This window comes from Marinobacterium iners DSM 11526, from assembly GCF_900107855.1.
GTDB lineage: Bacteria > Pseudomonadota > Gammaproteobacteria > Pseudomonadales > Balneatricaceae > Marinobacterium > Marinobacterium iners.
Genome location: NZ_FNRJ01000011.1, coordinates 26,381 through 51,386, shown reverse-complemented (window position 1 = coordinate 51,386; position 25,006 = coordinate 26,381). Strand labels below are relative to the sequence as shown.

The following is a 25,006-nucleotide window of genomic DNA, read 5'->3' as shown; positions in this document are numbered from 1 at the left end:
TCTCCTTGAAACATCTACCCTCAGTCAAGCAGGCCGATCACGGTCTGACAAGTTCGCACCCCTCTGGCACAATGCGTTTTTTCTGCTTGGATACCGATATGCGGATTCTTCTGCTGTCAGCCTACGATGCGGTCAGTCACCAGTACTGGCGCAAGGGGCTGGTGAATGCTCTGCCCGAACATGACTGGACGGTACTGAGCCTGCCCGCGCGTTATTTCAGCTGGCGCATTCGCGGCAACAGCCTGAGCTGGGCCTTTGGCGAAAGAGAACGTCTGCAACAACCCTATGACTTGGTCATTGCCACCTCGATGGTGGACCTGACCAGCCTGCGTGGCTTTGTTCCGTCACTGGCTCAGACGCCCTGCGTGGTCTATTTCCACGAAAATCAGTTTGCCTACCCTGCGTCCGGGCATGAACATCAAAGTGTCGAGCCCCTGATACTGAATCTCTATAACGCACTCTGTGCCGATCGCGTGCTGTTCAATTCCGGCTACAACCGAGACACCTTGCTGGAGGGTGCTGACCGACTGCTGCGCAAGCTGCCCGATCAGGTTCCTCCCGGCCTGGTGGAGCAGATACGAGCTCGCTCGGAGGTGCTGCACGTTCCTCTGCCCGAGCAGGTATTCCTGCCTGCCGCACCGGTTGAAGGCCCACTGGAGATCGTCTGGAATCACCGCTGGGAGTTCGACAAGGGCCCCGAATTGTTGCTGGCCGCAGTGGAGCGCCTGCAGACCGATCACGTCGATTTTCGCCTGCATGTGGTCGGGCAGCAGTTTCGGCGGTTGCCTCCGGTGTTCGATCAACTGAAACAGCGACTTGAATCCGGCGGGCAGTTGGGGTGCTGGGGGCACATCGAGAGTACCGAAGCCTATCGTCGGTTGCTGCAACGCTCTGACGTGGTGCTGTCGACCGCGTTGCACGATTTTCAGGGCATTGCTGTTTTGGAAGCGGTCGCGGCAGGCTGTCGCCCGGTGGTGCCGGATCGACTGGCCTACCGTGAACTGTTTGCAGCCGAATATCGCTATGCCGAGCAGCAGGAAACCTCAGCACTGGCCCGAATGCTGGGCGAGCTTTCGGCCTCCAAACACTGCGGCGAGCCGATCAGGACACCTGATGTAGAACATCTTGGCTGGCCTGCCCTGAAGGCGAGCTGGGGTCGGGTCATTGAAACCCTGACCCAAGGCGGCGCGCCGTCTCTATGACACGGGCCGATTCGGCTTTTCAAACGGCCCGTTATCGTTGATCCGTTTGATATTTTTCCAAGGCTGCAGCAACAAGTGTCCCAGCGTCAGCTCACGCGGTTCGGTAAATTCCAGCAGCCCCAGCCGCATCTGTTCGACCCCATCGGCGGGCTTGTGGCGATAGGAGCCAAAGGCGCGATCCCAGATCGACAGAAAAAAGCCGTAGTTGCTGTCGGTTTCCGGCTGATACACCGAGTGATGGATGCGGTGCATGTCTGGGGTGCAGATCAGCCAGCGCAGGCGCCGATCCAGCCCTGCAGGCAGGCGCAGGTTGGCATGGGTAAAAATGGCCGAGATACTGAGCAACAGCTCAAACAAAATCACTGCGGCCGGTGTCAGCCCCAGCAGAATCACCACCAACGCCTTCCACAGCAATGACAAACCGATCTCCACCGGATGAAAACGCAGCGCCGTGGTCACATCCAGCTCCGGGTCGGTATGGTGCACCCTGTGCAGTCGCCACAGCAGCGGCACCCAATGAGTGACCCGGTGCTGCAGCCAAACCGCTGCATCCAGCACCACAACCCCGGTCAGCAGAATCAGCCACTGGGGGGCGGCAACCTGATTGAACAATCCGATGTCCTGATCACTGGCCCAGATAGCGGCGGTGATGGCAAAGGCACCCAACGTCAGTCGGGCCAATACAGTATTCAGCAGGGTCAGGGTCAGGTTGGTCAGCCAGCGTGAGCGTTTGGGAAAACGCCAGCTGCGCCTTGGCATGCGCCGCTCAAACAGGGCACACAACAGCAGCACCAACAGAAAAGCCGACAGCCGTAACCAGACTTCAAAGGTCATTCATTTCCCCCTACCGATGGAGTTTGCTCAGGCCGCGCATTACCATGGCCGCCATGACAGCCAAACGCCCCACAAACACCGCGTTCACCCTGCGTGACTACCAGCAGGAAGCGGTCGACGCCACCCTGAAACACTTTCGCGCCGGCGATGACCCGGCGGTGATTGTACTGCCAACCGGCGCCGGTAAAAGCCTGGTCATCGCCGAGCTTGCGCGACTGGCCCGCAAGCGCATTCTGGTAATCACCCATGTACGCGAGCTGGTCGAGCAAAACCACGCCAAATATGCCGCCCTGGGGCTGGAAGCGGGCATTTTCTCCGCCGGTCTTGGCCGACGCGAATTCAATCACCAGGTTACCTTTGCCAGTGTACAGTCGATCGCGCGCAATCTGGAGGACTTTACGGATCAGTTCTCGCTCCTGATCATCGACGAGTGCCACCGCGTCAGCGAAGATGATACCTCTCAGTATCAACAGGTGATCGGCCACCTGCGGCAACAGAACCCGGGGCTGAAACTGCTCGGCCTGACCGCCACCCCCTACCGACTGGGTTATGGCTGGATCTACCGCACTCACTACCGCGGTTTTGTGCGCAGCGAAGAACCCCGTGTGTTCGAGCGCTGCATCTATGAGCTGCCGCTGAGCTGGATGATCCGCAAGGGGTATCTAACCCCCCCCGAACTGGTGGATGCCGCCATCGCCCACTACGATTTTTCCGCCCTGACACCCTCTTCAAGCGGTCATTACCCAGAGCGAGAACTGAACAGTCTGCTGCTGAAACACCCGCGTGTTACCCGTGCCATCTGCGAGCAGATCACCGAACTGGCGGAGCAGCGTGAAGGGGTGATGGTGTTTGCCGCCACAGTCGAGCATGCCCGCGAAATTCAGGGTTATCTGCCTGCCGAGCAGACCGCCATCGTCACCGGAACCACACCGAGTGAGGAGCGCGAACGGCTGATTCGGGCGTTCAAGGTGCGCCAGTTGAAATATCTGGTCAATGTTGCCGTTCTCACCACCGGCTTTGACGCGCCCCATGTGGATTTTATCGCCATCCTGCGCCCCACCGCCTCGGTCAGCCTGTATCAGCAAATTGTGGGCCGCGGCCTGCGCCTGAGCGAGGGCAAGCGGGACTGTCTGGTGATCGATTACGCCGGTAACGGCTTTAATCTGCACCACCCGGAGGTAGGCACGCCGCGCCCTTCAACCGACAGTGAGCCTGTACAGGTGTTCTGCCCCGGCTGCGGTTTTGCCAACATTTTCTGGGGCAAGACAGACGACAGCGGTCAGGTGATCGAACACCATGGCCGCCGCTGTCAGGGCCTGCTGGAGCTGGAAGGGGAAAAACCGCAACAGTGTGATTACCGCTTCAAGTTCAAGGAATGTCCCCACTGCGGGGCTGAAAACGACATCGCCGCCCGTCGCTGTCACAGCTGCAATGAAGCGATCATCGACCCGGATGACCTGCTCAAGCGTGCGCTGCAGCTGAAGGACGCCAAAGTGATTCGCTGCGCCGGCATCAGTGTCAGTGCCAGCGGCGAGTGTGTGACGCTGACCTACCACGAGGAACAGGGGGAGGAACTGCAGGAGCGTTTCCACATGGATCGTCCCGCACAAAAGACCCTGTTCAATACCCTGTTCGGTCGCCGCTGTGGTCAGGGCAGACAACCCCGCCGCTTCACCTCCGCAGCCGAGGTCGTTGCCAGTGAAGCATTACTGCCAGCACCCGATTTCGTAATCGCCCGCATGAGCGGCAAGAAAGGCCGCTCCGCAAAAAAGGGGGGCTTTTGGCAAGTCCGTGAGCGCCTGTTTGATTATCAGGGCAGCTACCGCAAGGCCAACTGCCTGTAAGCCGGCAGGATCAGCCCTGTCCCGCCTTGAGGCGATCACTGAAGCTGACCGATGGCCCCAGCAGAATCGGCAGATAACGCCAGCTGAACAGCGCAAAGGCCAGTAGCCACAGCAACGCTGACAACGTAATCAACGGTGGCATCACGGCTGGCCAGAGCGCGGCAACAATCCGCGTGAGCGCCGCCAAGTGCAGGCTGAAAAACGCCAGAGTCAGTATCGGCGTTGACTCTAGCGCGCGGCCGGTATGCCCCAGTGCAGCACGCGACGCAACCGCCATGATCATGCCGCCCATGGCACCGATGGTCAGCGCATGCAAACCGGCGCTGGAGAGCCAGAAACCGGCACTGCCACCGGCCAGCAGCAACTGGCCGATACCGATCCAGCCATAGCCCAGGTGCAGCACCCACAGCAACGGTTCCGAGCGCGTCTGCCAGCCACACCAGCGCAGTACCCGTACCAGCTGCAACCCACCCGCCAGTGCCAGCAGCACTGCGGCAGCCATCGACTGGGGCCAGAATACCCAGACCAGACCGGAAATCGCCGTCATCACAGCCGCAGCTGCATCCAGCGGACCAGATGCTGCCGGTAACCGTTCGGGCGTCGGCGACTGACGATTCAGCCAGTTACGGGTAAAGGCTGGCGTGATGCGCCCACCAATCAATGTAAGCAGCATCAGTACCAGCACCAGAGTCAGGTGTAGGATATCAAGAGGCGCCAGCCACTGCAGATGAAACGCCAGACTGAACAGGGTAAACAGACCGATCAAAACCAGCACCTTCAAATTGCGACGGTTGCCTGACGCTATCAGTTCACGTCCGAACAAAATTGCCAGCACCACCCAGTACAGTGAGGCTGCCAACGCATTGAACAGCGCTGGCCAGTCCGCACCCAGCCACGCAACGGCGCGAGCCAGCAGCCAGCACAGAACCAGCAGCACCAGCGCACCGCCATGAACCGGTCGCCGCCCGGTCCAATTGGCCACTGCAGCCAGCAAAAAACCGCCTATCGCGGCGCCGACAAAACCGAACAGCATCTCATGTCCGTGCCAGAGCAATGGCGTACCCAGTGTTTCCGGAGCGGCCAGCCAGCCATTCCAGAACGCGAGCCAGCCACCGAGTGCCAGCAACGCCTGCAGAGCAACCAGCGTAAACATGGGGCGAAAGCCGTTGCTGAATATCACTTCATAATGGTTGCGCGGTGTATGTTCGAGATTAACAACTGCCATGACTGGACCTCTGGTGCGTCATCCGACTATTTAAATGTATTTATTATACACTATTTTTGTCATTCAGGCTGGAAAAAATCTGACAAGCACCCAAAACTGACGGACAATTAGGTAAATAGGCAGAATTAACTATGGCAAAGAGTCTGCCAGGCGCTACACTTTGCCCCCTTTAACCCTTCATTCACTACAGGATTAAATGAGAATAGTTTCTTCCCGCGCACTTAAGCTAATGCTGGTTCTGACCGGAATGAACCTGCTGTTGCTGTTCTATATCCTATGGAGCGGGGATCGCAATCACTTCAGTGGCTCAGATGCCAACATGGATGCCCGTGCCCTCGGCGTTGCTCTGTTTGGAGTTTTCCTGCTGGTCTTCCTGCTTATGGGTGACCTGCTGCGTCGCTTCATGTTGCTGCGCCGCCAGTCCGAAACTTCCCGTGACCGGATGCACGATGCGGTTGAGAGCCTGTCGGAAGCCTTTGCCCTGTTCAGCCCAGCGGGCCGCCTGATGGTGTGCAACCGACGCTGGCGTCAGGTCTACCCCTGGATGGATGAGCTGCAACTAGAGCAATGGGACGACTTTCAACACCAGCTGCAGCCCCATGTGCTTCGACGCGAACAGATCGGCAGCGAACAGCCCGGCGCCGAGAGCTACATTGAACACTTGGACAGCGGCCACTCCATCATGGCCAGTGATTGTCGCACCCGTGAAGGCGGCCTTGCCTGCGTGCGTACGGATATTACTCATACTCAGAAAATTGAGCAGAAGCTGCGCAACCTGGGCCGCGCCATGGAACAGAGTCCTGCATCCGTCATGATTACCGACACTCGGGGCCGTATCGAGTATGTAAACCCTAAATTCTGTCAGATATCCGGTTACAACCGCGAGGAAGCACTGGGACAGAGTGCCGGCATGCTCAGCTCGGGCGAGATGTCGCCCGAGGTTTACAGTGACCTGTGGGCCACCGTGGAGCAGGGTGAAGAATGGCATGGCCAGCTGCTGAACCGACGCAAGGATGGCAGCCTTTTCTGGGAATCAGCTTCCATCTCCGCTGTAAGGGACGAAGCAGGTAAAGTCCTTAGTTACATTGCAGTGAAAGAAGACATCACTCAGCAGAAAGAGGTCGAAGAACAGCTGCAAATGATTGAAACGGTGTTCCGCACCAGTAACGAAGCGATCATGATTGCCGACCAGAATGGTCTGATCAAGACCATCAACCCCGCCTTCAGCCGCATCACCGGCTATGCCCCTGAAGAGGTTCAGGGCAAGAACCCGAGCATGCTCAGCTCCGACCGCCACGACGAACATTTTTACCAAGACATGTGGCAGGAAATTCTCAAACACGGCTCCTGGAGTGGCGAAATCTGGAACCGGCGCAAGAACGGCACCATTTATCCAGAATGGTTGTCGGTTTCGGTGGTTCACGACTGCGAAGGCAAGGTCAGTGAGTATGTCGCCGTGTTCTCGGACATTACCAAACGCAAGAATGACGAAGCTCAGATTGTGCGTCAGGCCTACTATGACGAGCTGACGGAACTTCCCAACCGAACCCTGCTGTCGGACCGACTTAATTTGGCCATCATCACCGCCGACCGTGACGAACAGATGATCGCCCTGCTGTTCATCGACCTGGATCGGTTCAAATTCGTCAATGACTCCATGGGCCATGAATACGGAGACGATCTGCTCAAACAGGTGGCAAAACGCCTGAACAACTGTGTGCGCGAAACCGACACAGTTGCCCGTTTCGGCGGAGATGAATTCGTGATCCTGTTACACAACGTCAAGTCGGATGCCGACGCAGCCCATGTTGCAGCCAAGCTGATAGATCAGTTGAGTGAACCCTTCCTGCTGGCTGAGCGGGAAGTGATCATCGGTGCCAGCATTGGTATCGCCATGCACCCGGGCGACGCCAATACCGCCGAGACCCTGATTCGCAACGCCGACCTGGCGATGTACAAGGCCAAGCAGTCCGGGCGCAATCAAACTCACTTCTTCACTGCTGCCATGCAGGAACATGCCAATCAGCGGATGACACTGGAGCAGGACCTGCGCCACGCACTGGACCGAGAACAGCTGGAAGTGTTCTATCAGCCCGTGGTCCATGGCCGCAGCGGGCGCATCACCGGGGTAGAGGCCCTGTTGCGCTGGCATCACCCTGAACGAGGAATGATACCACCGGACGCTTTCATTCCGCTGGCGGAAGAAACCGGTCTGATCGGCGCCATCGGCGAATGGGTACTGGAAACGGCCTGTGCCCAGCTGCGACACTGGTCAGACAAGGGCATGAACCTGTATCTGTCGGTGAACATTTCCGAGCGCCAGCGCGAGCTGGGACTGGAAGCCCAAGTGGTGCGCGACATTCTGGAACGCAACCGGATTAATCCGTCCCAGCTGGTACTTGAGATCACTGAAGGGCTGTTGCTGCAAGACTCGGAAGAAACCATCGGTTGGCTCAACGGTTTCAAGCAGGTGGGCGTTAACCTGGCCATTGACGACTTCGGTACCGGTTACTCATCCCTGAGCTACCTGAGGCGTTTCCCGGTCGATACACTGAAGATTGACCGAGAGTTTGTGCGTGACCTCAACACCGACCGCTACGGTGACTCACTGGTAAGCGCCATCATATCCATGGCAGCCAGCCTTGAGTTGCGCCTGATCGCGGAGGGGGTGGAAACCGAAGCTCAGCGCTCCACCCTGGCTCAGCAGGGCTGTCAATTCATGCAGGGTTACCTGTTCAGCCGTCCACTGCCGGCTGAAGAGCTTAGTGCGTGGCTGGAGAGCTATCAGCCGCAGCGTGTTCAACTATCAAGGGTTGCAACGCCTCCACCAGAGTCGAAGTAAAGCTTAGCCGCCCGGGCACCGGCACCATGCCGGCCCTAGCCAGCGCGCGCAACGGCTGAAATTGCAGGTCAGCCACTACCAGCTCAACCTCCTCTCGATCACAGGCACGAATGAAGTGCTCCAGTGCATTCAGACCACCGGCGTCCAGCAACGGCACAGCATCCATGTACAGCACCACGCCTTTCGCCCCCTGGCACTGCTCGTGCAGTTCATCAAACACCCGCTCGGCGGCCGCAAAGAAAAGCGGCCCGCTCAACTTGTATACCTGCCAGCCTGACCGCAGCTGTCCCGGCACATGTTTCTGCTGCTGACTGATATTGGTGAAGCGCGTCATGCCTGCCAGATCCCGCATGAACAGCAGCGAAGCCAGCATGATGCCGGTAAAAATGGCAATCACCATATCGAACAGCACTGTTAGCGACAGACAGGTCAGCAATACCAGTACATCACCTCGCGGCGCACGTTTGAGAAGCTGAACCACCTTGGGTGCCTCACTCATGTTCCAGGCCACGATCAGCAGCAGAGCGGCCATGCTCGCCATGGGCAGATATGCCAGCAAGGGTGCCAATACCAGCAGACCTGCCAGCACCACCAAAGCATGCACCATGCCAGCAATGGGTGACCGTGCACCGGCCCGGTAATTCGCCGCAGAGCGCGCTATGGCCGCCGTGGCGGTAAAACCACCAAAGAAGGGTGCCACCAGATTGCCCACCCCCTGCCCCAGCAGCTCACCGTTGGCATGGTGGCGCTTGCCGGTCATGCCATCCAGCACCACTGCACACAGCAGCGACTCAATGGCACCCAGCATGGCGATGGAAAACGCGGCCGGCAGCAATTCACGCACCAGCGCCCATGACCAGTCCAGCGGCTCACCGGAAGGACCCGGCTGCTGCCAGGGCCAGACAAACTCTGGAAAGAAGGGAGGGATACCCTGTCCGGTTGAACCATCCGGCAACAGGTAGCTGAAGCGACTGCCAATGGTCTCAACGCTCCAGCCAAGGCTTGATGCAATCCACGCCACGCCTACCCCGATCAGCAAGGCAGGCAGGTGACCCGGAATCGGCAAACGCAAACGGGGCCAAAGAATCAATGTGGCAAGAGTCAGGGCCGCCACCAGTAGCGTTGCGCCATCGAATGCAGGCAGGGCCTGCCCCAGCGCCGCCAGCTTGAGCAACCAGGCTTCAGGCATCTCGGCCAGCTGCAGGCCAAAAAAGTCAGGGATTTGCAGGGTCGCTATCACAATGGCAATACCTGAGGTAAACCCCAGTGTCACCGGTTCGGGAATATATTCGATCAACCTGCCAAGCCGGGCAAATGCCAACAGCAGCAAAATAACGGCCGACATCAGCGTCGCTACCAGCAACCCTGCCAGCCCAAACTGTTGCGCTACCGGGTAAAGAATCACCACAAAGGCCGCCGTTGGCCCGGATACACTGAAACGCGACCCACCACTCAGCGCAATCAGAAAACCCGCAATAATCGCCGTATACAGGCCGTACTCAGGCCGCACGCCACTTGCAATCGCCAGCGCCATCGACAAAGGGATCGCGATCACCCCAACAGTCAGCCCCGCCAGCAGATCCTGTCCAAGCGCTCGGCGATCATAACCTTCACGAAACACTTCACGCAGTGCGCTGGCGAAGGAAAGCGAGTGCAACCGGGCATGTCTGGACATGTGGCGTTCCCTTTAGAAAGTAAAGCGATGAGTACAATTCAACCACATTAACGGTTGCCCAAATATGATTCAATGTTAATATGATTAACATATACTCGACTTTAAGGTAATGACTGCTTCATGGAAAACCGTACTGCCCGCCTCACCCTGTTGATCGACCCCAAGAAAAAAGCCACCTTTGAACGCCTGTGCAATGAGCAGGACGTTACCCCCTCCCAGATGGTGCGCAAGTTCATCCGCGACTTTATCGAGCAGGAGCTGGGCCCTGAATGGCAGGAAAAGGTCTACGGCAAGGACGATCTGCTCTAAAAGCGCCATTTTCCCCTACATAGTCTCTGTGTTTATCCAATTCACAATCATGCATAATTTATACAACTTAAAAATCTGGAGATACGTCCATGCGTCTGGCAGAAATCGAAGCCATCATGCTCAACGTTGGCCTGGTACTGTTCGCAGCAGCGATTTTCTACATCATTTATGACTTGGCCAAAAAATCCAATGCCGGCAAATTCGGCACCTTTATTCTGTTTTTCGCACTGGGACTTGGGCTGATCGCCTTCCTGATCAAAACAGTAGTAGTCGAGATCATCGGTGGCGGAAGCATCTGATCATCAGCACCATTTCTACCCGCGATGAAATGCGTTTATAGTGTGAGCCAAAGGATCATTTCCGAGGTTCACACATGGATATTTCGTTCATTGTTACGCTGGTCGTTCTTGCTGTTGCCGTTTTCTATTTCATATCACTCTACAACCATCTGGTGCAGCTCAAGCATGGTGTATCGCGTGCCTGGGCCAACATCGATGTGCTGCTGAAGCAGCGTCATGACGAGCTGCCCAAGCTGGTGGAAACCTGCAAGCAGCACATGGGGTATGAACAGAAAACCCTTGAAGCCGTCATGCAGGCACGCTCTGCGGTTGCCAATGCACGTGAGGCAGGCAATGTGGGGGCCTTAGGCAAGGCGGAAACCCAGCTCCGGTTAGGACTCGGCAATCTGTTCGCCGTGGCGGAAGACTACCCTGAACTGACCGCCAGCGAGAGCTTTCATCATCTTCACAGCCGCATCACCGGGCTCGAATCCGGTATCGCCGACCGCCGTGAGTATTACAACGACTCAGTAAACCGGCTGAATGTTCGTATCGAACAGTTCCCCGACGTCATCATTGCGCGCCGTTTCGGTTTCAAGGCGGCCGAGCTGCTTGAGTTTGACGAGGCAGAACTTGCTGATGTTGATATGAAGCAACTGTTCAACTAAGCCATGCTTCTGGATATCGGCCCCCTGGGCTCCACGGAACGACTGATCGCCCTGCTTGCACTGGCACTGGCCGCCTTGGTGGCCCTCTGGTTCGTATTTCGTAAACTCGGCCACTACCGTCTGATTGCAGACATCCCTACCGCACGTATCCGGTCAGCACCGCAAGGATATGTGGAGCTGATTGGTCATGTGATCGCCGGTGAAAACGGCATGCTGAGCGCCCCACTGTCGGGCCGACCCTGTGTCTGGTATACCTACAAGGTAGAGAAGCAAAGCGGGGGCGAACGCAAGCAGTGGAAGACCGTCCGCAGTGGCCGCTCCGACAGCTGGTTTCAGATCAACGATGGGACCGGCACCTGCCTGGTCGATCCAGCAGGCGCCGAAGTAACAACCCTGCACAAACAAAGCTGGCGCGGCAACACCGAACTTCCTTCCATTAATGCCAGTGGTCTTTCCGCTAAAGGGATTGCCGCGATTCTGACCAGCAACAGTGTCAGTGGTCACTACCGTTATACCGAAAGTCTGATTTTCGAACACGAACAACTCTACGCATTGGGACGTTTCCACACAGTGGGCGGTGGCCGCGATCAACTGGATATGAAAGCCACCGCCCGTGATCTTTTGCGCGACTGGAAGCAGAACCCGGATCGGCTGCGCGAGCGCTTTGACCAGAATGGTGATGGCCAGATTGATCTTCAGGAGTGGCAGCAGGCTCAGAAAGAAGCCCTTCAAGAAGCCAGGGCGCAGCAGCGCGAGTTGCACCAACTACCCAGCATGAACGTACTGACAGACTCTCAAAGCCGGCGCCAACCGTACCTCTTATCGACTTACGATGAAGAGCGTTTGATGCGGCGCTACCGCTGGATATCTATCTGGTGCCTGTCACTGACCGGTGTCGCCTTCTGGCTTTTTCTTGAGGTTTTACTGGCAGGATGAAGCAATAGCACTCAAGATACAGGTATCAAGGCCGACAGACCCGTTGTACCCGTTCAAAAGGCTGGGATCATGCATAATCCACAACGCTACCTGCAACATCCGGATCAGATAGAGCTGAGGTTGCTGCCGCTGGATAAAGCCCCTTCCGACTGCACCTCCCTCCTGCCACTGGGCCTGAGCCTGAAGGCACCAGGCCCCCACCCCAGTGGTGAATGGCTGCGCATCAGCGCCCCGGCGCTTTCATCTGATTTTTGCATCAATGCTCTCGTCACTGAATGCACGCATGAGGGCGATCACTACACACTGAAACTCGCTTTTCTGACCCAAGAGCAGCTTTTCAGAGCTCGCATGCTTGAGCAGATGTGTCAGATTACGCTTTACCAGCGCAAGGCGCCTGCTGAAGAGTCCGAAAAACGTGCCCTGGAGTGGATTGCGCATCAAGCGGCACATTTCCCCTCGAATGGCTTATAATCCTCGTTTTGATTCGCCAGTAACGAGAGGGTGTTATGCAGCAGAAGGTTGTGCGTGCCGGTTCCATCGAGATCAGCAATGATAAGCCGATGGTTCTGTTTGGAGGCATGAATGTACTGGAGTCGCGTGATCTTGCTCTGAGCATCGCCGAACACTACGCTGAAGTGACCCAAAAGCTGGGCATTCCATATGTATTCAAGGCATCTTTCGACAAGGCGAACCGCTCTTCTCTGCACTCCTTTCGTGGCCCGGGCCTTGATGAAGGCTTGAGAATTCTCGAAGAGGTAAAAAACACCTTCAACGTGCCGCTTATCACCGATGTGCACGAACCGCATCAGGCCGCCCCTGCCGCCGAGGTGTGCGATATCATCCAGCTGCCGGCCTTTCTGTCGCGCCAAACCGACCTGGTCAGTGCAATGGCCGCAACGGGAGCTGTGATCAATATCAAGAAAGCCCAGTTTCTTGCGCCGCAGGAGATGAAACATATCTTGCACAAGTGTGAAGAAGCCGGTAATGATCGATTGATTCTGTGCGAGCGCGGCAGCAGCTTCGGCTACAACAATCTGGTCGTGGATATGCTTGGCTTCAGCGTGATGAAGGAGTTCGGCTATCCGGTCATGTTTGATGCCACCCACGCGCTGCAGATGCCGGGTGGACGCTCGGACTCTGCCGACGGCCGTCGTGCCCTGGTGGCGCAACTGTCACGGGCCGGCCTTTCTCAAGGCATCGCTGGTCTGTTCCTCGAAGCACACCCCAACCCCAACGAAGCCAAATGCGATGGCCCCTGCGCCCTGCCGCTGGATAAGCTGGAGCCCTACCTGGCCCAAATGAAAGCGGTAGACGAGCTGGTCAAATCATTTGACCCACTCGATACCAGCGCTTGATTCAGGCAGTGTGTAGCTCACAGCTGTAAGCCACACACATGTCAGCTATGATAAGGATGTTTGCAGCAAGGACCCGGTATCAAGATGGCTAACCCGATCGAAACCGCCTACGCAGGCCTCAAGGAAGAGCTGGTCATTGGGCCCAGCCATCATCGTTTTCAGCTGATCAGCAAGCAGCGCGAACATTTTATGGGCAGTCTCTGGCTGGCCGAAGATATATCCACGGCTGCTCGCACTGAAGTCAGCCTGCTTATATTGCGCCTTGAGCTGGTTCGCCACGAAGGAGTTGCCGACCAGATGCGCAAGCTGGTTACAAAACTGCGCTCGGCACTGCGCCACCCTCATATCGCCACCTGCTACGGTTATTTCAGTTGGCGCGGGCTGGAGTTCATGTCACTGGAACACCTTGACGGGCAAACTCTCTCTGACCTGTTTCAACGCAATCAGGCACGCAAGCTCAATGATCGCCAGAAACAGGGGCTGCTGATTCAGCTGGCTAAAGCCGTGGACAGTGGCCAGCTCAAACTGGGAAAACCTCACTCGTTATTGGCACCTGACCTGATCTTTTTGAATGCAGGCGGCGGCGTCAAACTGACTGGCTTTGGCTGGCGCAGCATTCTCGACCCGTTACTGAGCCTGCTGCCGAAGCAGCCGGACTATCCCAGCTACCAGGCCCCCGAAGCTTTTCACCCACAGAACCAGACCGCCCGATCTGACGTGTACGCGCTGGCCCTGATCGCCTGGGAATTGTACAGCGGCAAGCGTGCCTTTCAGCCTGCCGATGGTGAAGCGGCTCGCTATCGCAAGGAGTTCAAGTCTCCTGGCGGGCTCAACAAGGCACAGTGGTCAAGCCTCAGCCGTGCCCTGAGCCCTGAAACAGAGCCCCGCCCTGCCAGCTGCATGGCGCTGGTTCGGGAGCTGTTTGCCACCGAAACCAGCCCGGAGCAGAGCACGATTCCGGACATGCGCAGCGAGAGTCCCGGCGAGACGCCCCGCGAGACACCAGCGGTAGAGCCGGACCCGCCAGCGGCGACCGCGATCAAACAGGCGGCAGCTGAAGTTCAGCCCACTCCAGCTCAACCCGCGCCCGTCACTGAGCGTCCAGACCTGCCGGCAGCAGATGCTACTGATGACGCGGTTGTTGTGCGAGAACCTGCCTCTGACAATACCGAGAACAGCGTCGGCCCACCTCCTGAGGAACTGCCCCAAAGCGAAGCGACGCCAGACCCCGAGCCAACATCTGCACCGGAACCCCAACCGGTACCGAAACCTGAGGCTGAACCAGATGCTGAAACCATAGAAAATACGCCAGCTGCCAAAGACAAGAAGAATCCCACGCCAGAGCAACACCCACACGACAGTGCCAACGATGCCGAACAAGAGCCTGAAACCGGCACAGGTTCTCTGATTACTCGATTGCGTTCACTCACACAATTGCCCGAGCCGGTTCGCCGCTGGTCCAGGCGCGGCCTGATCTTTGCGCTTGGTTTTGTAGCCGGCTTCTGGCTGGCACTGCTGTTTTATCAAGGGCAGCTTGATGCAATCAGCTCTCAGGCCCTGACGCAAATGAAAAACAACCGTGAATTGCGGGCCGCGTTCGAATCACTTGAGCTGGCACACCAACGCCAGCAGCAGGAACTTGATCGCCTGCACGCAGCTGCAGAGCAGCCCGTCAACGAGAAACCTTCTGCCGGGGTAGAATCAGCCAGCGCCTTGCGGGAAGCTAATCGCCCCGTCGACAACCTGACCCTGTTCCAGGATGAGCTTCAGGAAGGCGGTCTCGGTCCACAAATGGCCGTCATTCCTGCCGGACGCTTCCGCATGGGCGATTTGCATGGTAACGGAGATGACAACGAGCGCCCGGTCCATGAGGTTATCATCAGCAGCAGTTTTGCCCTGGCCCGTCATGAAGTCACCTTCGAGGAATATGACCGCTTTGCCAACGCAACCGGCCGTCCCCTGCCGGATGATGAAGGCTGGGGACGGGGCACTCGGCCGGTCATCAATGTCAGCTGGAATGATGCCAATGCCTACACCCGCTGGCTAGCCGAACAGACAGGACAGCCCTATCGACTGCCGACAGAAGCCGAGTGGGAGTACAGCGCACGCGCAGGGACCGAATCGATTTACTGGTGGGGCAACCAGCCGGGCCAGGGATATGCCGTCTGTGATGGCTGTGACACCCAATGGGGTGGTCAGCAGACAGCCCCGGTCGGCTCGATGAAGCCCAACCCCTGGGGGCTGCATGACATGAGTGGTAATGTGGATGAATGGGTACTGGACTGCTACCAGCCCGACTACAGCAACGCGCCGAATGATGGCAGCGCCACGCGCACCAGCGACTGCACACACAGAGTCATACGCGGTGGCTCATGGTTTGACATTCCTCGGGTCGCACGCCCGGCAAGCCGCTACCGTCACCCCGCCACCAGTTCCCGCAACAGCTGGGGATTCAGGATTGCCCTGGATCTGCCGGCCAGCATGCAATAACAGGAGCCCCCATGATCATTCGACAACTCTCTCTGTCCACCGCTCTGGTCGGTGGCCTGCTTGTGAGCCCACTGATACAGGCTGCAAACGAGATCAGTATTGCGGACGACAGCCGTACTCGTCTTGATCTCACGTTGTACCAGCAGAACCTCGCACTGGTTCAGGAACAGCGCAAGGTTCCGGCACTTCCGGCTGATACCCCGATTCTGCTGCAAGCTGTGAGCCCACAGATGCAGGCTCAAACGCTTAAACTGCGCGGTATGGGCCAGATTCTGGAACAAAACCTGGAACAGGACCTGCTCAGTCTTGGCAGCCTGCTGCAGACGCAAATGGGCAAAACAATTACCCTCGCCCGCTTCAATCCCGTCACAGGGTCCGAAACACGCACCGAAGTGCGTCTGCTGCGTGTTGAAGGCAACACGGCACTGATAGCAAACGAAGCAGGAGAGATCGAAACCCTGCCTCTGCACCAAGGCCAGTGGCGACTGATTGTAAAACCAGACAGTCCCAACTATCAGTTGCAGCCACGCCTTTCATTTCGCACCAAAGGCACCCGCAATGCGGCCGAAGCCGAAATCAGCTATCTGACACAAGGCCTCAGCTGGCAGATGGACTACCTGCTGACCCTCGATAGTGATGGTGAACAGCTGGACCTGGAAGGCCTCGCCACTCTGAACAACCACAGCGGTTTGGCCTGGCCCCAGGCAAACATCAAGCTGCTGGCGGGACAGGTCAACCAGCCTCAACAGACTCGACCTGAAGTCATGCTGATGCGCTCGGCCGCAGCCGATATGAAAGTCGGCGGAGTTGAAACTGGATCGGTACAGGACTATCACCTCTACACCCTGCCCGGGCTACACAACCTGCAAGATCAGCAGCAGAAACAGGTACCCTTGATTCCAAACACCCAGCTGCCCGCAAGCATTCAATACACCTACGCACTTCAGGTGAACGCCCATCAACAGATGCCGCCACAGCTGGATCAGGCTCTGACTGAGCTGCATTTCACCGCACCGGCCACATCCGGATCACGCTTGCCCTTGCCCAGCGGACAGGCGCGAGTGTTCCGGCCTGATGCCGACGGCCAACTGCAGTTTGTGGGGGGCACTCAGGTACCTGCAACCGCTGCAGGCGAAAAGGTCAGAGTGATTATGGGTGAAGCCTTTGACCTGGGGATCGAGCAGGTCCAAACAGGCTTCAGAAAGGTGTTTGAAGGCTATGAGGTGGAGTACCGGATCAGTGTGCGTAACCGCTCGGAACAGAGCAAACCTCTGGACCTGACTGCTCACTTTCCACTGCCGTTCAAGCTGACACTCACCAGTAAACCAACTACACAGGTCAGCGGTGCGTCTGCCAGCTGGCAGATGGAAATCCCTGCCGAAAGTGAAGAGGAGCTGAGCTTCAGCGCGACTCTGACGACACGCTGAGCGCCTCGACCGAGGGCACCTGGTGCTGGCGCTGACGCCAGCAGTTGGCACGCGCCGGGTCGATGGCAACACCCAGGGCGCCCTCTTCATAAACCTCAATCATGCGTCGAATAGCCAGAGGATGAAGCTGTTCCGCCGCCTGGCGGTAGTAATGTAACGCCTTGCCGAGATCAGGCGTGAAGTAATGCTCGAATCCATTCTCGAAAATTCTGCCCATTTGATACTGTGCCTTGGGATCACCGGCATCAGCCGCACGCTGCAGATAGATCCCACCCTGAATGCGGCTGGCCACATCTTCGCCGCGAAAGTGCAGCAGATGACCGTATACCGAAAGTGCCCGCTGGCTGCCATTGTCCGCAGCAAACCGGAACAGCCGCATGACCAGCTGGTGACGCTGACGGGACCGATTGAACAGGGACAAATGAAACAGGCGATCTGCCAGCCAGGCGATCAAAGGTGCCAGTTGCCGCATTAGCCAATGCATATATACCCCCAAGGCATTAGAAATCGTATCTTTATACAGATATGAAAAAATCGTCTCACATTTTACCGCAGTCAGCGGTACACTGAACTATACCTGTTGTCAGCAAGCTTGGAGTAGCCTGCTGACCCTGATTCAAGCCGTCATGGAGTTGAAAAGCTGATGAATATATATGAAGACAACGCGCTGACGATCGGCAACACACCGCTGGTACGACTCAAAAATCTCTGGCCAGCCGGCAATCTCTACGCCAAGATCGAATCGCGTAACCCGGCCGGATCGATCAAATGCCGCATCGGCGCCAGCATGATCTGGGCAGCAGAACAGGACGGCCGTCTGCAGCCCGGCATGACTCTGATTGAGCCGACCAGTGGCAATACCGGTATTGCGCTCGCGTTTGTGGCGGCCGCGAAGGGCTACCGCTTGATTCTGACCATGCCATCCTCCATGTCGCTGGAGCGACGCAAACTGATGAAGGCCCTTGGGGCCGAAATCGTGCTGACCGAACCGGCCAAGGGGATGAAAGGCGCAATCGAAAAAGCCCAACAGCTGGTGGACGAAAACCCGGACAGCTTCCTGATGCTGCAGCAGTTCGAGAACCCGGCCAACCCGGACATCCATGAGAAAACCACCGGCCCGGAAATCTGGCGCGATACCGACGGCAAGATTGATATGCTGGTTGCCGGTGTCGGCACGGGTGGCACCTTGACTGGCATCTCACGCTATATCAAGCGCACTCAGGGCAAACAGATCATCAGCGTCGCGGTTGAACCTGTCGACTCCCCCGTGATTACGCAAACCCTGGCTGGTGATGAGGTCAAACCTGCTCCGCATAAAATTCAGGGCATTGGTGCCGGCTTTGTACCCAAGAACCTGGACCTTTCACTGGTCGACAAGGTTGAGCAGGTCAGCAATGAAGATGCGATCACAACCGCACGTGAGTTGATGCAGAAAGAAGGTATTCTGTGCGGTATTTCCTGTGGCGCCGCCCTGGCGGCAGCATTGCGTCAGGCAGAACTGGAAACCAATACAGGCAAACAGATTGTAGTCATTCTGCCTGATTCGGGTGAACGCTACCTGTCTTCAATTCTGTTTGAAGGCATGTTCAGCGATAACGAAACGGTGCAATAGCTCGCCTGACCACACCCAAACGAAAACTGCCGCACAAGGCGGCAGTTTCTCTTGCTGAATCGGGTGTCGATATCAGCTCATTAATTCGCGTACCTGCTGATGGCTCGGGAAAGTGCTAAGGTCGCGTACGGTGACACTGCGGTCACTGCTGCGGGTTACGATATAAGAGCTTGGCTTGCGTGCGGTGCCCTTGTACACGCCGCTGACAACGAAATTTTCGCCATCCACACCCAGAATGGCGATAGTCCGTTCTTCTGCCTTTACCTGAATATCCATGCTCTTCCTCCTGTTGGTTTTATTTTGTAGTTTTATTACAAGAAGCATAGCCTAATGGCGGAATATAACAAGTGCGTGAGGCTTTCTTTGTCATTTGATGACAAAGAGAGGACAGCGGAAATGAAACAGCCTTTCCGGTCAGGAAAGGCTGTTTCAGGTCATGCAGGAAGAGATATGGGAAGGGGGCTAGAGATAGGCCGCCAGCTCCTCCTTGAGTAGATCCAGCTCATTCTGAGCCTTCTGACGTGCCTTTTTCTTCAACGCTTCAACTTCAGCCGACTTTTCAGCGATCAATGTTACCGCTGCAGCGGTCTTGTCTTCGGCCTGTTTCACTTGCTCCAGCAGGGGACTAATCTGCATCAGGATGGCACGACGGCGCCCTTCCTCGGCGCGGGCCAGCTCTTCTTCACTCTTTTCCTTTTCTTTCGCCACTTTCTGCTGCTGCGTACTGCTGGTATCGGTCAGTGAGCGGATACCGACGGCGTGGCGCACCTTGTCGAGAAACGGAGTTGCGTATTCCCGCGCACGCTCAGCGCCCTTGAGCAGTACCGCTTCCACTTCACCCAGGTCATTCATCAGTTCGTTGTAACGGGCACGCGGCGAAGACAGCTGGGCGTCCAGGTACTCGAAGAGTTCAGTTTTGGCAGCCCCCCAACCGATCCCGTCGATAAACCGCTGACGCATGGCGGCACTTTCCACTTCGGTCGCAAAACAGCGATAGAGGTGCATCAGGGTATTGTCCGGATCTTTGGGTTCACCCGGCTCACGGGTATCGGTCACGATCTGATTGATCAGCCTGCGCAGCTCATCTGACGAACAGAACAATGGAATGGTGTTGTTATAGCTCTTGGACATCTTGCGGCCGTCCAGCCCCGGAATCAGCTGAGTTTCTTCATCCACTTGCGCCTGCGGCAGGGTGAACAGGGGCTCAAACTGATGGTTGAATCGACCGGCGATATCACGCGCCATCTCGATATGCTGCACCTGATCCTTGCCCACCGGGATAGTGTCGGCATTGAACATAAGGATGTCGGCGGCCATCAATATCGGATAGCTGAACAGACCCATGGTGACACCGTCATCCAGGTCTTCCTTACCGGCCTCACGGTTGGCATCCACCGAGGCCTTGTAAGCATGGGCACGGTTCATCAGCCCTTTGGAGGTCTGGCAGGTCAGAATCCAGGTCAGCTCTGTGATTTCAGGAATGTCGGTCTGACGGTAGAAAGTCGCCTTATTGGTGTCCAGCCCCAATGCCAGCCAGGTTGCGGCAATTTCACGGGTTGAACGCGCCACCCGGTCAGGCTCCTGGCACTTGATCAGCGCATGGAAATCAGCCAGAAAGAAGTAGCTGTTGAAAGCGGGGTTTTCGCTCGCTTCAATGGCGGGCTTGATGGCGCCCAGATAGTTACCAATATGCGGCGTACCGGTGGTGGTAATACCGGTCAGAACGGTCTGTTTGCTCATTGCGTACTCGTCAGTCGGTCTGTCCTAAAACGCTATGATACACAACTTGTTAAGTCGCTGCCGCTCAGAATGCGTTGAGAGGCTTGCAAGCCCATGTTATCGCTGTCATTGCCAGAACAACGATTCGATTCGACTCGACACAAAACCAACCAAAATAGTCAGGTTTTGACAATCCTGCAGGCTTGACCATAATGGAGACAGATACGGCTACGTCTGATATTGCCACAGGAGGTTTACATGGATACATCCGCTCACACCTTCAGCGCCCTGTTTGAACAGCTCGGCCTGCCGGCAGACAATGACTCGATTGAGCAGTTTATTCGCACCCATCGGCTGTTCAGCAGCGAAATTCAGCTGCATGAGGCGTCATTTTGGAACGAAACCCAGGCCGAGTTTCTGCGTGAAGCGATCAGCAGTGATTCTGATTGGGCTGAAATAGTTGACGAACTGAACAACAGCCTGCATTAATTCCCTTTTAGATCCGCCGGGGCCGGTCAGGTGCGGCCCCTTCTCTTTTATTGTGCAAGGTAGACCCAACTCATGCTGACACTGGTTTCACCAGCCAAAACGCTTGATTATGAATCCCCTCTCGCTACCGATACCTACACCCAGCCACGCTTTACCGAGCAGTCACAACAGCTGATCGAAACACTGCGTCAGCTTTCGGTTCAGGATGTTGCCGAGCTGATGAAACTCAGTGACAAGCTGGCCAGTCTTAATGTGGCACGCTACCAGAGCTGGGAGCCCAAACATACGCCGGACAATGCCCGCCCCGCCGTATTGGCTTTCAAGGGAGATGTGTACACCGGTCTGGATGCCGAGAGCTTCAGCGAGGCTGACTTCAGCTTCGCCCAGCAGCATCTGCGCATTCTGTCAGGCCTGTATGGCGTGTTGCGTCCGCTGGATCTGCTGGAGCCCTACCGCCTGGAGATGGGAACTCGACTGAAAACCGCTTCTGGCGACAACCTTTACCAGTTCTGGGGCGAACGCATTACCACCGCACTGAACGAGGAATTGAAAACATCCGATGACGTAGTGGTCAACCTGGCGTCAAATGAATACTTCAAGTCGGTACAGCCCAAGGCGCTCAACGCCCGACTGATCACCCCGGTGTTCAAGGATTTCAAGAACGGTCAATACAAGATCATCAGTTTCTATGCCAAAAAGGCACGCGGCCTGATGAGCCGTTACATCATCCAGAATCGCATCGATGCGCCTGAGGCGATCAAGGCGTTTGATCTGGAGGGGTATTATTTCAGCCAGGAACAAAGCAAGGGCGATACCTGGGTATTCCTGCGAGATGAAGTGCCCGCCAGCTGAGCCGCTGCCCGCCCGCCACGGTGGCGAGCGGGCTAGCGCTATTTGGCCGAGCTGACTTCAAACGCGCCCACCAGCTGTTGCAGCTTGGCCGCCGTTCCCTTGACCTGATCTGAGCTTAGCTGCAACTCTCCCACCGCCTGATGCATGCGTGTGGTGATCTCAGCGACAGATCGAGCATGGCCGCCGTGCTCTTGGCTGTGACGGTCGATGTGCTTGATGATATCAAACATCTGCGCCACGCTGTCATGCAGCTCCGTGTTATCCGAAGTGGACTGCTCCGCCAGCTGCAGACTGCGATCCACGTCTTCCACACCGGCCTCCATGAAACGTACTGCGTCGACACTCTCTTTCTGAATCCGCTCGATACGGGCACTGATCTCATGCGCGGCGGTTTCAGTTCGCGCTGCGAGCGCCCTGACTTCATCGGCTACCACCGAGAATCCACGCCCATGTTCGCCTGCACGTGCCGCTTCAATGGCCGCATTGAGTGCCAGCAGATTGGTCTGGGCCGTGATATCGGTGATCAGTGCTACCATTTCGTCGATCTCAACCGTGCGCTGGTTCAGCGCCTGTACTCGCCTCGCGGAGGTCTGGACGATATCGCGAATCGCCTGCGTACCCGAGCGTACCGACTCGAACTGCTCCCGTGCCTTGGCGACAACCTCCTCCATGGCAGACTTCATGACCTCAGCCGTACCGGAGGCCTGACTGATCGCCACCAGTTGCGACTCAACCAGACTCAACATGGTCTCGGCGGCTTCATCAACCGAGGTTGCGGAATCCAGTGCAATGCGGTTGCGCACCTGCATGGTCTGGCTGTTTTCACCCACATCATCGGCAGCCCGAATCACCTGCGCCACAATGCCATCCAGATTATCCACGAAGCTGTTGATCCAGCGGGCCATATCACCGGTTTCATCCGCCACGATGCGGTCACTGTCCAATCGCTGACTAAGATTACCCTGTCCTTCCGCCAGATTTCGGATCACTTCGGTCATCGCTCCCAATCGGCGCGACAGGGGACGTATTCCCACCTGCCAGAACAGCATTACCGACAGCATCACAAACACAAAATTGAGCAACATGCCCGGCAGTGCCGGCAGATTCAGCCAATACTGCAGACCGTAACTGGCGCCAAGCCCCACTGCCAGCGACCCCGCCAAGCTCGTCATCATGCGCACACTGAGCGAACGACGGCGATAGACCTCTTCCAGATCGGATTCACACATCATGCCCCACCGATCCTGCGAGCCCGGCATGCTGAAGGTCACTCCCTTACCGATCACGGGGATGTGGCGATAATCGGAATAGCCCGGGTAAGCCACAAACAGATTTCCACCCTTACGGATCGTCTCCCGCACACCGGGGTGCAACTGACCGGTGGCGGGATCGGTGAAACGGATTTCGAATTCAGTATGACGGTTAACCTTAACAGTTCCCCAGGCGGTATGAATTCCGCTTTTAAGGTTTTCACCGTGGCTGAAGGTGCCATCTTCAAAACGTGAGCGTGACAGCGCCGTTCCCGCTTCGATAGTGGGATCAAACCGCGACTCCACCATGAACAGGTAGTTATCGCCGGACTCCGGAAAGATGTGGCCCGCCTCTCGCTGTATCAGGTCACCCAGCACATCGTTGGGTACACGGGCACACAGTGCGCCCACGACAACGCCATCCTGTTTAACCGGCTGATAGAACATCAATGTCACTTCGTCATGGAAGCGAGAAGAGCTGGCACCCAACTCAAGCGTCACCGGGTCGATATAGGGGCCGTGCAGAAAAGGAGCCTGCAGGCCAGCGTTGACCGCTTTTGAGTTCAGGTCCTGACAGCCTGTGCGGGTCGGTGTTGTCGAACAGGTTACTCGGCCTTCCAGATCGATCAATGCCAGTTCTGAGAGATCCTGAGCCTGGCGCCGTTTGTGCTCCAGTAGCGCCCTGTCACAGTCCGGAAAAGACTCACCCACTTGTTGTGCTAGATCGGCCAGCATATCCCACTTGGCCTGGGCCCAGCCGGTGAGCAGTCTGACGCGTATTTCCGCGATGCTTTCAAAGGTTTGCTCCACCACCGGCAAAGTCCGGCGGTTGAGCCAACAGGCACGGCGCATGGCCAGCTTTCCGGTCGGCCCGAACCAGGGCAACCAGTGACGTTCAGCAGCTGACAACTGCATTGCGGTGCTTTTCAGAACGGCCATTTACAACTCTCCAGACAAAACAACAGAATGACCGGAGCAAAAAACGCGCCAAAAAAACCAGTGCAGAATGGGATCAAAGAATCACTCATGTGATCCATAAAAGTGCAGAGAGTGCCTAAAGAGGTGCAGATGCACCTTGAAGGTGCATCTGACAAACCGGTGGCACAGGGGCCATCGGCAGAAGGGCGTTACACGTTCGGCTGTTCGATACCGACAATCTTCCAGTCACTGCCGTCAGTTGTCATATCGCGATTGAGATGCCAGATTTCGCTGAACTCACTGGTCGGCTGGCCCGACTCGGCAATCCAGCCATAGAAGTGAATACTGGCAACCACATGGTCACCGTTGTCGATGAAGTTCACCAACTCGGCCATCACCGAATCAACTTCGGTATGCTGCTGCTCAGGCAGTTTGGCACGTTCCTGCTGCAGCGCCGCGAACATCTCGTCAGACATGTAGTCGCGAATCTCATCCCAGTTCTGGCTGTCCCAGGCAGTCTGCAGATTCATGAAGTGGCTGCGGGCACCCTCAACAAAGGCTTGCTCGTTGAACCACTGCGGCAGTTTCAGTTCGACCGGGGCAAAGTCGGAACCGGTACTGACTCCTGCAGAGGCAGGCATAACCGGATCAGCCGGCTCATGCTGCGGCGCCTGACGTGCCATGGCCCCATCGGGCATGGCATAGGCGGGCTGCTGTCTCTGCGCCTGCGCACGCTTGCTGCTGAACAGCTTGAACAGTATGAACCCGACCCCGGCCAGCAACAGAATATCCATCAGCTGAATGCCTTCAAACGCACCGCCCATGAACAGCGCTGCCAGCAGACCACCCGCCAGCAGACCACCCATCATGCCACCCAGACCGCTGCGTGCTCCGGCGGTTTTGGTGGACGACGTGGGAGCAGCGGCCTGCTCTTTCGCGGGGGCAGGTGCGACCCGCTTGGGTGTCGTGTAGCTTTTGCCAAAGCTTGAACCGCCGCCAAGGCGTTTGGCCTCCGCTTCCTGCGGCATCAGCATAAAGCCAAGCAGCAACGCAAAGCAGGTGGTCATCAATGTTTTCATCG

General features: G+C 56.9%; 22 protein-coding genes. 14 read left to right on the top strand and 8 right to left on the bottom strand.

The genetic code is table 11. The features are described from left to right. The first annotated feature begins 98 nt into the window (after positions 1 to 98). On the top strand, positions 99 to 1,202 hold the full coding sequence (locus BLV48_RS12255) for a tRNA-queuosine alpha-mannosyltransferase domain-containing protein (RefSeq protein ID WP_091827142.1): 1,104 nt from the start codon (positions 99 to 101) through the stop codon (positions 1,200 to 1,202). On the opposite strand, the gene BLV48_RS12250 is transcribed toward BLV48_RS12255, so the two are convergent. Then, positions 1,197 to 2,036, bottom strand: coding sequence for a sterol desaturase family protein (locus tag BLV48_RS12250; protein WP_091827081.1), 840 nt, complete (start codon positions 2,034 to 2,036; stop codon positions 1,197 to 1,199). The genes BLV48_RS12255 and BLV48_RS12250 overlap by 6 nt on opposite strands. Before the next feature lie 44 nt (positions 2,037 to 2,080). On the opposite strand from BLV48_RS12250, the gene radD reads away from it, so the two are divergent. After that, positions 2,081 to 3,880, top strand: a complete 1,800-nt coding sequence (radD, locus tag BLV48_RS12245; RefSeq protein WP_254775030.1) for a DNA repair helicase RadD — start codon at positions 2,081 to 2,083, stop codon at positions 3,878 to 3,880. Positions 3,881 to 3,890: 10 nt separating this feature from the next. Here the strand turns inward: radD and BLV48_RS12240 are convergent, their stop codons facing one another. Then, the gene (locus BLV48_RS12240) at positions 3,891 to 5,105 is read right to left on the bottom strand and encodes an NnrS family protein (protein ID WP_091827080.1); all 1,215 of its coding nucleotides are present in this window, start codon (positions 5,103 to 5,105) and stop codon (positions 3,891 to 3,893) included. A 196-nt stretch (positions 5,106 to 5,301) separates the two neighbouring features. Here BLV48_RS12240 and BLV48_RS12235 point away from each other — a divergent pair, with 196 nt between their 5' ends. Continuing rightward, positions 5,302 to 7,947: an EAL domain-containing protein gene (locus tag BLV48_RS12235; protein ID WP_091827079.1), complete on the top strand. Its 2,646-nt coding sequence runs from the start codon at positions 5,302 to 5,304 to the stop codon at positions 7,945 to 7,947. Here BLV48_RS12235 and dauA read toward each other — a convergent pair. Continuing rightward, positions 7,868 to 9,622 carry a C4-dicarboxylic acid transporter DauA gene (gene dauA, locus BLV48_RS12230; protein ID WP_091827078.1) on the bottom strand — a complete coding sequence of 585 codons (1,755 nt, stop codon included), beginning with the start codon at positions 9,620 to 9,622 and terminating at the stop codon, positions 7,868 to 7,870. The two genes, BLV48_RS12235 and dauA, sit on opposite strands and share 80 nt — an antisense overlap. Before the next feature lie 120 nt (positions 9,623 to 9,742). On the opposite strand from dauA, the gene BLV48_RS12225 reads away from it, so the two are divergent. From BLV48_RS12225 to BLV48_RS12190, 8 genes are all read left to right on the top strand, one after another. Next, complete coding sequence (locus BLV48_RS12225; protein WP_091827077.1) at positions 9,743 to 9,931, top strand: CopG family transcriptional regulator; 189 nt, start codon at positions 9,743 to 9,745, stop codon at positions 9,929 to 9,931. 89 nt (positions 9,932 to 10,020) lie between these two features. Next, positions 10,021 to 10,230: a DUF2788 domain-containing protein gene (locus BLV48_RS12220; protein WP_091827076.1), complete on the top strand. Its 210-nt coding sequence runs from the start codon at positions 10,021 to 10,023 to the stop codon at positions 10,228 to 10,230. 74 nt (positions 10,231 to 10,304) lie between these two features. Continuing rightward, complete coding sequence (locus tag BLV48_RS12215; protein WP_091827075.1) at positions 10,305 to 10,877, top strand: LemA family protein; 573 nt, start codon at positions 10,305 to 10,307, stop codon at positions 10,875 to 10,877. A 3-nt stretch (positions 10,878 to 10,880) separates the two neighbouring features. Further along, positions 10,881 to 11,813, top strand: coding sequence for a GIDE domain-containing protein (locus BLV48_RS12210; RefSeq protein WP_091827074.1), 933 nt, complete (start codon positions 10,881 to 10,883; stop codon positions 11,811 to 11,813). Between the two features lie 69 nt (positions 11,814 to 11,882). Beyond that, positions 11,883 to 12,284, top strand: coding sequence for a hypothetical protein (locus tag BLV48_RS12205; RefSeq protein WP_091827073.1), 402 nt, complete (start codon positions 11,883 to 11,885; stop codon positions 12,282 to 12,284). 35 nt (positions 12,285 to 12,319) lie between these two features. Next, complete coding sequence (kdsA, locus tag BLV48_RS12200) at positions 12,320 to 13,168, top strand: 3-deoxy-8-phosphooctulonate synthase (RefSeq protein ID WP_091827072.1); 849 nt, start codon at positions 12,320 to 12,322, stop codon at positions 13,166 to 13,168. Between the two features lie 84 nt (positions 13,169 to 13,252). Continuing rightward, positions 13,253 to 15,658, top strand: coding sequence for an SUMF1/EgtB/PvdO family nonheme iron enzyme (locus BLV48_RS12195; RefSeq protein WP_091827071.1), 2,406 nt, complete (start codon positions 13,253 to 13,255; stop codon positions 15,656 to 15,658). Positions 15,659 to 15,669: 11 nt separating this feature from the next. Next, a complete protein-coding gene (locus tag BLV48_RS12190) occupies positions 15,670 to 17,085 on the top strand; it encodes a DUF4139 domain-containing protein (RefSeq protein WP_091827070.1) in 1,416 nt (471 codons plus the stop codon). Here the strand turns inward: BLV48_RS12190 and BLV48_RS12185 are convergent. Continuing rightward, positions 17,060 to 17,569, bottom strand: coding sequence for a tetratricopeptide repeat protein (locus BLV48_RS12185; RefSeq protein ID WP_091827069.1), 510 nt, complete (start codon positions 17,567 to 17,569; stop codon positions 17,060 to 17,062). The genes BLV48_RS12190 and BLV48_RS12185 overlap by 26 nt on opposite strands. A 159-nt stretch (positions 17,570 to 17,728) precedes the next feature. Here BLV48_RS12185 and cysK point away from each other — a divergent pair, with 159 nt between their 5' ends. After that, entirely contained in the window at positions 17,729 to 18,697 is a 969-nt protein-coding gene (cysK, locus tag BLV48_RS12180; protein ID WP_175527663.1) for a cysteine synthase A, read from the top strand. 72 nt (positions 18,698 to 18,769) lie between these two features. On the opposite strand, the gene BLV48_RS12175 is transcribed toward cysK, so the two are convergent. Both BLV48_RS12175 and BLV48_RS12170 read right to left on the bottom strand, forming a co-directional pair. After that, positions 18,770 to 18,973 carry a hypothetical protein gene (locus BLV48_RS12175; RefSeq protein ID WP_242530142.1) on the bottom strand — a complete coding sequence of 68 codons (204 nt, stop codon included), beginning with the start codon at positions 18,971 to 18,973 and terminating at the stop codon, positions 18,770 to 18,772. Between the two features lie 186 nt (positions 18,974 to 19,159). Continuing rightward, positions 19,160 to 20,437 carry a tryptophan--tRNA ligase gene (locus tag BLV48_RS12170; RefSeq protein ID WP_091827067.1) on the bottom strand — a complete coding sequence of 426 codons (1,278 nt, stop codon included), beginning with the start codon at positions 20,435 to 20,437 and terminating at the stop codon, positions 19,160 to 19,162. Between the two features lie 237 nt (positions 20,438 to 20,674). Here BLV48_RS12170 and BLV48_RS12165 point away from each other — a divergent pair, with 237 nt between their 5' ends. Together BLV48_RS12165 and yaaA are read left to right on the top strand one after the other, a co-directional pair. After that, complete coding sequence (locus BLV48_RS12165; protein WP_091827066.1) at positions 20,675 to 20,905, top strand: DUF2789 domain-containing protein; 231 nt, start codon at positions 20,675 to 20,677, stop codon at positions 20,903 to 20,905. A 72-nt stretch (positions 20,906 to 20,977) separates the two neighbouring features. Then, positions 20,978 to 21,757: a peroxide stress protein YaaA gene (yaaA, locus tag BLV48_RS12160; protein ID WP_091827065.1), complete on the top strand. Its 780-nt coding sequence runs from the start codon at positions 20,978 to 20,980 to the stop codon at positions 21,755 to 21,757. A 38-nt stretch (positions 21,758 to 21,795) separates the two neighbouring features. Here the strand turns inward: yaaA and BLV48_RS12155 are convergent, their stop codons facing one another. Then, positions 21,796 to 23,946, bottom strand: a complete 2,151-nt coding sequence (locus tag BLV48_RS12155) for a methyl-accepting chemotaxis protein (protein WP_091827064.1) — start codon at positions 23,944 to 23,946, stop codon at positions 21,796 to 21,798. Between the two features lie 188 nt (positions 23,947 to 24,134). Beyond that, complete coding sequence (locus BLV48_RS12150; protein WP_091827063.1) at positions 24,135 to 25,004, bottom strand: Tim44 domain-containing protein; 870 nt, start codon at positions 25,002 to 25,004, stop codon at positions 24,135 to 24,137. Between the last annotated feature and the right edge of the window lie 2 nt (positions 25,005 to 25,006).

What these genes read in the sequence shown, in the direction of transcription:
- BLV48_RS12255 (WP_091827142.1), top strand. Translation starts at nt 99, where the DNA reads ATGCGGATTCTTCTGCTGTCAGCCTACGATGCGGTCAGTCACCAGTAC.
- BLV48_RS12250 (WP_091827081.1), bottom strand. Translation starts at nt 2,036, where the DNA reads ATGACCTTTGAAGTCTGGTTACGGCTGTCGGCTTTTCTGTTGGTGCTG.
- radD (WP_254775030.1), top strand. Translation starts at nt 2,081, where the DNA reads ATGGCCGCCATGACAGCCAAACGCCCCACAAACACCGCGTTCACCCTG.
- BLV48_RS12240 (WP_091827080.1), bottom strand. Translation starts at nt 5,105, where the DNA reads ATGGCAGTTGTTAATCTCGAACATACACCGCGCAACCATTATGAAGTG.
- BLV48_RS12235 (WP_091827079.1), top strand. Translation starts at nt 5,302, where the DNA reads ATGAGAATAGTTTCTTCCCGCGCACTTAAGCTAATGCTGGTTCTGACC.
- dauA (WP_091827078.1), bottom strand. Translation starts at nt 9,622, where the DNA reads ATGTCCAGACATGCCCGGTTGCACTCGCTTTCCTTCGCCAGCGCACTG.
- BLV48_RS12225 (WP_091827077.1), top strand. Translation starts at nt 9,743, where the DNA reads ATGGAAAACCGTACTGCCCGCCTCACCCTGTTGATCGACCCCAAGAAA.
- BLV48_RS12220 (WP_091827076.1), top strand. Translation starts at nt 10,021, where the DNA reads ATGCGTCTGGCAGAAATCGAAGCCATCATGCTCAACGTTGGCCTGGTA.
- BLV48_RS12215 (WP_091827075.1), top strand. Translation starts at nt 10,305, where the DNA reads ATGGATATTTCGTTCATTGTTACGCTGGTCGTTCTTGCTGTTGCCGTT.
- BLV48_RS12210 (WP_091827074.1), top strand. Translation starts at nt 10,881, where the DNA reads ATGCTTCTGGATATCGGCCCCCTGGGCTCCACGGAACGACTGATCGCC.
- BLV48_RS12205 (WP_091827073.1), top strand. Translation starts at nt 11,883, where the DNA reads ATGCATAATCCACAACGCTACCTGCAACATCCGGATCAGATAGAGCTG.
- kdsA (WP_091827072.1), top strand. Translation starts at nt 12,320, where the DNA reads ATGCAGCAGAAGGTTGTGCGTGCCGGTTCCATCGAGATCAGCAATGAT.
- BLV48_RS12195 (WP_091827071.1), top strand. Translation starts at nt 13,253, where the DNA reads ATGGCTAACCCGATCGAAACCGCCTACGCAGGCCTCAAGGAAGAGCTG.
- BLV48_RS12190 (WP_091827070.1), top strand. Translation starts at nt 15,670, where the DNA reads ATGATCATTCGACAACTCTCTCTGTCCACCGCTCTGGTCGGTGGCCTG.
- BLV48_RS12185 (WP_091827069.1), bottom strand. Translation starts at nt 17,569, where the DNA reads ATGCATTGGCTAATGCGGCAACTGGCACCTTTGATCGCCTGGCTGGCA.
- cysK (WP_175527663.1), top strand. Translation starts at nt 17,729, where the DNA reads ATGAATATATATGAAGACAACGCGCTGACGATCGGCAACACACCGCTG.
- BLV48_RS12175 (WP_242530142.1), bottom strand. Translation starts at nt 18,973, where the DNA reads ATGGATATTCAGGTAAAGGCAGAAGAACGGACTATCGCCATTCTGGGT.
- BLV48_RS12170 (WP_091827067.1), bottom strand. Translation starts at nt 20,437, where the DNA reads ATGAGCAAACAGACCGTTCTGACCGGTATTACCACCACCGGTACGCCG.
- BLV48_RS12165 (WP_091827066.1), top strand. Translation starts at nt 20,675, where the DNA reads ATGGATACATCCGCTCACACCTTCAGCGCCCTGTTTGAACAGCTCGGC.
- yaaA (WP_091827065.1), top strand. Translation starts at nt 20,978, where the DNA reads ATGCTGACACTGGTTTCACCAGCCAAAACGCTTGATTATGAATCCCCT.
- BLV48_RS12155 (WP_091827064.1), bottom strand. Translation starts at nt 23,946, where the DNA reads ATGGCCGTTCTGAAAAGCACCGCAATGCAGTTGTCAGCTGCTGAACGT.
- BLV48_RS12150 (WP_091827063.1), bottom strand. Translation starts at nt 25,004, where the DNA reads ATGAAAACATTGATGACCACCTGCTTTGCGTTGCTGCTTGGCTTTATG.